Here is a 362-nt window from a genome sequence, read left to right as displayed (position 1 = left end):
CCAGGTCAGCGCTCTTGGCAGTGCTCTTGGCAGTGCTCTTGGCAGTGCTCTTGGCAGTGCTCTCGGCGGTGCTCTCGGCGGTGCTCTCGGCGGCGGCCCCTGCGGCTACATCGGCACCCGCGCCTACCACTGAACCGGCTACCGCAACCTCCTCGGCGTCGCCGGTTCCCGTATGGTCGACAAGGTCGGCGGGGTCGGCCTGCTCGGCGTGCCGGGCGTCCCGGCTGTCCTGGGGGTCTTCGGATGTCTCGGGGGTCTCGGGGTGGTCGGCGCTCTCGGGGTGCTCGGTGCCGGGGGCGGGACCGGCCACGGGGTCGGTGGGGAGGGATTCGGCGTTGACCAGCACCAGGAGCTCGGCGGCG

The 362-nt window shown here is 72.4% G+C and carries 1 pseudogene; it reads right to left on the bottom strand.

Annotated features, from left to right (window positions below):
• Positions 1 to 346, bottom strand: a pseudogene (locus AAH991_RS40340) (hypothetical protein); the annotation flags it as partial.
• Positions 347 to 362 lie beyond the last annotated feature (16 nt).

The sequence above is a fragment of the Microbispora sp. ZYX-F-249 genome, assembly GCF_039649665.1.
Lineage (GTDB): Bacteria > Actinomycetota > Actinomycetes > Streptosporangiales > Streptosporangiaceae > Microbispora > Microbispora maris.
The sequence above is the reverse complement of the archived record's forward strand: the minus strand, read 5'-3'. Positions and strand labels throughout refer to the sequence as shown.